The following is a 6781-nucleotide window of genomic DNA, read 5'->3' as shown; positions in this document are numbered from 1 at the left end:
GAGCAGATCACCGACCCGGAGTACTCGACGCTTGCGTTCCTGAAGGGTCTGAAGCAGGTCGACGGCTGGCAGGACATGCCGCTGACCAAGGCCGCGCAGACGGTGCAGGTGTCGGCCTACCCGGACGCGTACGCGCAGTGGGAGAAGCAGGCCACCGACCTGGTCAACCAGCACTGGACCAAGTAAGACGGCGTGAAGGCCGGCACCCCGCCGAGGGTGCCGGCCTTCGGCGTTTCCCCGCAGACACGAGGCGTGCCGGTCTTCCCGCGCTACGTCACGCTGGGGACAATCGGATGATGGATCACCCCCGTGAGCTCACCGTCGAGGCGCCCCGGGTCTGGGACCGACCGGTCGTCTCCGTACCGGTGTTGATCTGCCTCTCCCTGGTTGGTGGCCAACTTCCGTCGTTCTCGACGGTGGCGAACCTCTACATCCTCGGCACCGGCGGGGGGTTGATCTGGGTCGGTCTGAGCAACCGGGTGCCCCGACGCCCGGCGCCGCGGCGGCTGCCGTCGGCCGCGCTGTGGTGGCTGCTGCCGGTCACCGTCTTCGGGGTCTTCGAGGGGGCGACGTTCGTGCTGTCCGTGGGCGACGACTTTCCCACCTTCTCCCGGCTGGCCGATCCGCTGCTCGAGGACCACCTGGCCCGCTCGGCGGCCTGGTTCGCCTGGCTGGCCGCGTTCTGGGGACTGGTCCGCCGATGATGCGCACGTTGGCCATCGGCGGGTTCCTGACCGCCGTGCTGCTGTTCGCGGTCGTCGAGTGGGCCGCCCGCCGGGAGGGTTCCCGGGTCCCGTCCCTGGCCGACGTCTGCGCCTTCGTCATGCGGTACGAGGTCGGGCCGGTGCCGGTGGGCCGGATCGGTCTGTTCGGCTTCTGGTGGTGGCTGGGCTGGCACTTTCTCGCCCGCTGAGGCGTTGCCGGAAACGGGGTTACCTGTCCGCATCGCGGGAACAGTGGGCACTATCTGGAAAGTGAACGTTAATTTGGGTGCGGGACCGGCGCTTCGCGGCGCTGGTCACGGGGGGTGGTGCCGCACCCGGCGCTGCCTCCCTCCAGGGTCAGACCGACCCGGGCTCACGCTGCCAGGCGAGCCGCTCCGGTGATCCCGGACCGCTGCCCGGCGCGCAGCAGGCCGACGACTCCGGTCGCGGCGCGACGGACGTCGCGTCGTCGACGACGGGGCGTCGGGCGCCCGCAGGGCCGCCGTGCCTCGGTGGTCCGCACCCTGGAAGGACATGCCATGCCGAGCAAGCGCAAGCCGCAGACCGAGACCACCAACGACGAGGCGCGCGAGCAGATGCGTCGCGCGTTGCAGACCTCGATGGACACCCGTCAGTGACGCAGGCCGCCCGGCGGTGACGCCGGCCGGCTGGGGCCCCGCGACACCGTGACCGGCCCCGCCGCCAGCGTCACCGCCGCACCGGTCGCCGCGCCCGCAGCGTCGGTCCGGAGCCCGCGCTCACCGGTCGCCGCACCCGCAGCGCCGTCGCGCGGCGGAACGCCAGCGCTACCGTCACCCGGTGCGCCGCATCCTCGTCGTCGGCAGCTCGGGCGCCGGCAAGAGCACCCTCGCCGGTGAACTGGCCCGGCGACTCGACCTTCCGCTGATCCACCTCGACCGCCACTACTGGCGGCCCGGCTGGGTCGCCCCGACCGGCGCCGAGTTCCGCGCCGAGGTGGCCGCGCTCGCCGCCCGCCCGGCCTGGGTGATGGACGGCAACTACGCCAGCACCCTCGACCTCCGACTGCCCCGCGCCGACCTGCTGGTGCTCTGCGACCCGCACCGGCTGCGGTGCCTGGCCCGGGTGGCGCGTCGCCGCTGGGCCCACCGCACCGAGCCCCGACCCGACCTTCCCGAGGGCTGCCCGGACCGCGTCGACCTCGACCTCCTGCGCTACGTCTGGCGCTATCCGCGCCGCTCCCGCCCCCGCGTGTTGGCGGCCGTCGCCGCGTACGCCCCGAACCTGCCGGTGCGTCGGCTGCGCGGCCGGCGGGACGTGGCCCGCTTCCTGGACGGGGCAAGTAAGCGGCACTAGCGGGTTGCGTGCCTTACCGAGCGCGTGCCAGGATCGGCGGCGATGAGCACGACCGCCGCCCCCGCCACCGCCGCCACGCCCCGGCGGATCGCCGCGCTCGCCCTGCCCGCGCTGGTGGTGCTGGCCGCCGAGCCGCTCTACGTGCTCGTCGACACCGCCGTGGTCGGCCATCTCGGGCGGGTGCCGCTCGCCGCCCTCGCCGTCGGCGGCACGGTCATGACGCTGACCGCCTGGATCGGTACCGTCGTCGCGTACGGCACCACGGGGCGGTCGGCCCGCCGGTTCGGTGCGGGGGACCGGGCCGCCGCGGTGGCCGAGGGCGTCCAGGCGTCCTGGCTCGCGCTGACCGCCGGCGTGCTGGTGGCGGTCGCCATCGGCATCGGCGGGGGCGCGCTGGCGCGTACCCTCGTGGGCGGTCCCGGCGAGGTGGCCGACGCCGCCGCCGGCTGGCTGCGGGTCGCGGCGCTCGGCGCGCCCGGCCTGCTGCTCGCCGCCGCCGGCAACGGCTGGCTGCGCGGCATCCAGGACACCCGCCGGCCGCTGCTGTTCGTGCTCGCCCCCAACCTGCTCTCCGCGCTGCTCTGCCCGCTGCTGGTCTACCCTGCCGGCCTCGGCCTGGTCGGCTCCGCGGTGGCGAACGCGGTGGCGCAGACGCTCTCCGGCGCGCTCTTCGCGGCGGCGCTGGTGCGCGAGCGGGTCTCCCTGCGGCCCCGGCCCCGCACCATCGGGCAGCAGTTGGTGCTCAGCCGCGATCTGCTGGTCCGGGGCGTCGCCTTCCAGGCGAGTTTCCTGTCGGCGACCGCGGTCGCGGCCCGCTTCGGCGCCGCGGCGGTCGGCGCGCACCAGATCGCCGTACAACTGTGGTTCTTCACCGCGCTGGTGCTGGACGCCCTCGCGATCGCCGCGCAGGCCCTGATCGGCGCCGCGCTCGGCGCCGGCGACGCGGCCGGCGCGCGGTTCCTCGCCCGCCGCGTCGCCCTGCTCGGCGGCGTGTGCGGCGTCGCGTTCGCGGTGCTCATCGCCGCCGGCGCCGGCGGCGTGCCGTCGTTGTTCAGCTCCGATCCGCAGGTACGCGAGCAGGCCATGGTGGCCTGGCCGTGGCTGGTCGCGCTCCAGCCGATCGGTGGCGTGGTGTTCGCGCTCGACGGGGTGCTGATCGGTGCCGGCGACGTGCGCTACCTGCGCAACCTCACCATCGTTGCCGCGCTGGGTGGGTTCCTGCCGGCGATCTGGCTGGCCTACGGCCTCGACCTCGGGCTGGGCGGGATCTGGGCCGGGCTGACGCTGTTCGTGGTGCTCCGGCTGATCGCGCTGCTGCTGCGGCTGCGTTCCGGCGCCTGGGCGGTGGTCGGCGCGGTCCGCTGACGCCGGTCAGCAGGACTGATGTGAACCGGGGCCGCCCATCCACGGCTCGACGACGAAGAACCCTTCCCCCAGGCGGGCGCAGTCGGCGTTGCTGGCGGTCGCTCGCGCGGAGACGAGCCAGAGACCGCGCTTGGCGGCGGGCACATCCTTCGACCGGGGGACCTCCCAGACCACCCGGTCGCGGATGGTGGCGATTCCGGCCCGGCCCGGTGTCGTCCGGGGCACGTCGAAGGCGTACATCCAGACGTATTCGGTGGTGATCCTCAGGATCGGCAGGCCGTTCGCGCCGGTGACGGCCCGGTAGCGTGTCTCGCCCCGCACCCGGATCTCGTCCGCGCTGTCCTGGGAGCCGATGCGGGTGGCGTAGTTCAGGAACGAGGCGTCGTCGAAGTCGGCACGTCGCTCGGAGCGGGCGGCCGGCGCCAACAACGCGAGAAACGGCTCCGGGTCGCCGACGATCATGCTGGTGTCCAGCCGGGTCTGTACCAACGCGGCCCGGACCTGGGACAGCGCCACGGCCACCTCGCGGGCGGTGAACGGAAACTGCGCCGTGGCCCGGGGCAGGGTGATCCCGGCCTCGCCGACCGCGAAATCCGCGCCGAGGGTGCCCGCGAAAAGGTCGCGCGGTTCGCCGACCTGGCTGAGTGGAAGCGGAGACGGGCTGGGGGAGGCCGACGCGACGGTGGTGCCGGTACGCACCCGGTCGACGGTGATCGTGCCGAGGACGGCGGTGCCGCCGATCAGCGCCAGTGCCAGCACTACCACAAGGGTGACGTAGCGCTTGCCGCTATGTCGGTGCCACACCATCCGGAACCGCTCGCCGCGGGTCAGTGGGGTGGCCGCGTCCTCGCCGGTCATCCAACTCGGCAACCGGACACCGTCACCACGGGTGGCGACGGCGTACGGGTCCGGCTCGGCCGGCGTGGTCTCGCGTTCGTTCAACGGGGGTCCCAGTGGGTGTGGGGTAGGGGGCAGATGATGATCGCATCGGGAGGTGCCGGTCGTGGTGCCCCGATGGTCAGACCTGGTGGTGCCTGATCCGCCACAGCAGGTAGGACGCACCCGCGACCAGCAACGTGGCCGTCACGGCCACCACCACGAAGGACACGATCGCGGAGAGCACCGGGCGCCGCTCACTGAACCGGGTCCGGTCCCGCCGGGCCCAGAGGCGGCGCCGCGCCGCCGCCAGCGCCGGAACGCCGTCGACCAGTTCGGAGACGCGGCGGCCGAGCGTACGTCGGGGCGGCTCCGGAGCGCGCATCCAGTCGGGCAGGTCCACCCGGGCGCGGTGCGGCCCGGTCGGCGGATCGGTGCTCATCGCGGATTCCTGTCGTTCGTGCGGGAAGGTGCGGGTCGGTGGCGCGGGGTCAGCAGGTGTCCGGGAGGTCGAGGGTCTTGTCCGGGTCGAAGACCGCGTCCGGATCCGGGTCGACGGGACCGCCGAACGAGGGCTTGCCGAGTGCGAGCAGGCCCTTGTCCCAGGCCGCGCAGTCGATGTTGGAGGCGTACGAGTCGGACTTCTCGATCCAGAGCCCGAGCGAGCCGCGGCGCACGTCGTCCGGGTGGGGCACGCTCCACACCACGGTGTCGTGCACCACCACGACACCGTCGCCCGGCTCGGCGCTCGCGGTGCGGAACGCGTACGCCCAGACGAAGTTCGTGGTGACCGCCAGGATCCGGATGCCGTGCGGATCCCTGGTGGCCCGGTAGCTGATCCGGCCCTTGACCCGGGGCTGGTCGGCGGTGAGCCGGGCGCCGGGGGCCAGCCGGGTGGCGTAGCTGCCCACCTCGCCGGAGGGGACGTCGCGGCGCAGGTCGGGCCGGGCGTCCGGCGCGAACTGGCGGACCAACCGCTCCGGATCCTTCGCGGTGAAGAACGCGCGGTCCAGCCGGGCGGTCACCAGCGCCTTGCGTACCTTGGCCAGCGTGTCGGCCACCTGCTTCTCGGTGAACGCGCCGGTCCGCTTGGCCCGGGGCAGCGCGATCCCGGCCGCGCCCTGCGGGAAGCCGGCGGCCGGGGTGCCGTCGAACGGCCCGGTGGCCGGTGGCGGCGACGCCGAGGTGACGGCCTGCTCGCCGCTGGGCGGGCTGACCGTCGGATGGGCCACCGGTGTCGCCTGCCAGCGTCGGTAGCCCTGGTAGCCGACCGTGGTGACCACCCCGGCGCAGGCCAGCAGCAGCACCGCGACCGCGCCGCCGAGCAGCTTGCCCGAGTGCCGGGCCAGGCCGATGCGCCAGCGTGCGAGGCGGGTGGGCTCGGCGTCCGGAGCGGCCTGGCGGAGCCACTCGGGAACCCGCCCCAGGGCATCCGCGGACAGCGGGTCGGCGGGGTCGGGCTCGGGGGTGGCGCGGTGATCGGTCATCGGACTTCCGAGGGCGGCGGACGAGGGCGCATGATCTTGACACCTCGTCGACCCCGGCGGTATCCCCCGCGGGGTCGGTCGCCGCCGTCTGGCAGGCTTGGCGGTCGTGAGCGCAGACGGTCTGATCGTGGTCGACAAGCCCGGCGGCATGACGTCGCACGACGTGGTGGCCCGCATCCGGCGGCTGGCCCGGACCCGCCGGGTCGGGCACGGCGGCACGCTGGACCCGATGGCCACCGGTGTGCTCGTGATCGGGGTGGGGCGGGCGACCCGGCTGCTCACCTACGTGATCGGCGCGGGCAAGAGCTACGCCGCGACGATCCGGCTCGGCCAGGCCACGGTCACCGACGACGCCGAGGGGGACGTGATCGCCACCACCGCCACGGCGGGGGTGACCGACGACGCGGTCCGGGCCGCGCTGGCGGCGCTGACCGGCGAGATCGACCAGGTGCCGAGCGCGGTGAGCGCCATCAAGATCAACGGAGAGCGGGCGTACAAGCGGGTCCGCGACGGGGAGAGCGTGGACCTGCCCGCCCGCCGGGTCACCGTCTCCCGCCTCGACGTGCTGGCCATCCGCCGGGACACCCCTGACGTGGTGGACGTGGACGTGGACGTGACCTGCTCGTCCGGGACGTACATCCGGGCCGTCGCCCGGGACGCGGGCCTGGCGCTCGGGGTCGGCGGCCACCTCACCGCGCTGCGTCGTACCGCGGTCGGCGGCTTCGCGCTGGCCGAGGCGGCCACCCTGGCGCAGCTCGAACAGCGCGCGCCGGAGGTGGTGAACCTGCCGCTGGACGCCGCCGCCGCGCGGTTCTTCCCGCGCCGGGACGCCACCGCCGAGGAGGCCCGCACGCTGTCCCACGGCGGGCCGCTGGCCCCGGCCGGGATCGCCGGTCCGTACGCGGTCTTCGATCCGGCGGGCGGGCTGATCGCTATCGTCAGCGAACGGGACGGGCGGGCCCGCGCGGAGATCGTGCTGGCCCCGGCCTGACGGCGCGCGGGCGGACAGGGGAG

Annotated in this window: 8 protein-coding genes and 1 pseudogene; 6 read left to right on the top strand and 3 right to left on the bottom strand. The window is 74.3% G+C overall.

The genetic code is table 11. The features are described 5' to 3' along the window. The 5 genes and pseudogenes from AB0B02_RS05280 to AB0B02_RS05260 all read left to right on the top strand — a co-directional run. Positions 1–186: pseudogene (locus tag AB0B02_RS05280) on the top strand (hypothetical protein); the annotation flags it as partial. Between the two features lie 110 nt (positions 187–296). Then, positions 297–704 carry a hypothetical protein gene (locus AB0B02_RS05275; protein ID WP_281935551.1) on the top strand — a complete coding sequence of 136 codons (408 nt, stop codon included), beginning with the start codon at positions 297–299 and terminating at the stop codon, positions 702–704. Continuing rightward, positions 704–913 (top strand): DUF6186 family protein, encoded by a 210-nt coding sequence (locus AB0B02_RS05270; protein ID WP_357296962.1) that lies wholly within the window; start codon positions 704–706, stop codon positions 911–913. The genes AB0B02_RS05275 and AB0B02_RS05270 overlap by 1 nt, the downstream gene beginning before the upstream one ends. A 610-nt stretch (positions 914–1523) precedes the next feature. Beyond that, positions 1524–2039, top strand: coding sequence for an adenylate kinase (locus AB0B02_RS05265; RefSeq protein ID WP_357296935.1), 516 nt, complete (start codon positions 1524–1526; stop codon positions 2037–2039). Positions 2040–2081: 42 nt separating this feature from the next. Continuing rightward, positions 2082–3404 (top strand): MATE family efflux transporter, encoded by a 1323-nt coding sequence (locus AB0B02_RS05260; RefSeq protein WP_357296933.1) that lies wholly within the window; start codon positions 2082–2084, stop codon positions 3402–3404. A gap of 6 nt (positions 3405–3410) precedes the next feature. Here AB0B02_RS05260 and AB0B02_RS05255 read toward each other — a convergent pair whose 3' ends face one another. The 3 genes from AB0B02_RS05255 to AB0B02_RS05245 form a co-directional block, all read right to left on the bottom strand. After that, on the bottom strand, positions 3411–4346 hold the full coding sequence (locus AB0B02_RS05255; protein ID WP_281935546.1) for a hypothetical protein: 936 nt from the start codon (positions 4344–4346) through the stop codon (positions 3411–3413). Between the two features lie 76 nt (positions 4347–4422). Further along, the gene (locus tag AB0B02_RS05250; RefSeq protein ID WP_281935544.1) at positions 4423–4722 is read right to left on the bottom strand and encodes a hypothetical protein; all 300 of its coding nucleotides are present in this window, start codon (positions 4720–4722) and stop codon (positions 4423–4425) included. Positions 4723–4771: 49 nt separating this feature from the next. Further along, positions 4772–5767, bottom strand: a complete 996-nt coding sequence (locus AB0B02_RS05245; RefSeq protein WP_357296929.1) for a hypothetical protein — start codon at positions 5765–5767, stop codon at positions 4772–4774. 106 nt (positions 5768–5873) lie between these two features. Between AB0B02_RS05245 and truB the strand changes: the two genes are divergently transcribed. Then, the gene (truB, locus tag AB0B02_RS05240; RefSeq protein WP_281935540.1) at positions 5874–6758 is read left to right on the top strand and encodes a tRNA pseudouridine(55) synthase TruB; all 885 of its coding nucleotides are present in this window, start codon (positions 5874–5876) and stop codon (positions 6756–6758) included. Positions 6759–6781 lie beyond the last annotated feature (23 nt).

Origin of the sequence: Micromonospora sp. NPDC049240 (assembly GCF_040647835.1) — a bacterium.
GTDB lineage: Bacteria > Actinomycetota > Actinomycetes > Mycobacteriales > Micromonosporaceae > Micromonospora.
This window is presented reverse-complemented; position numbering and strand designations above follow the sequence as displayed.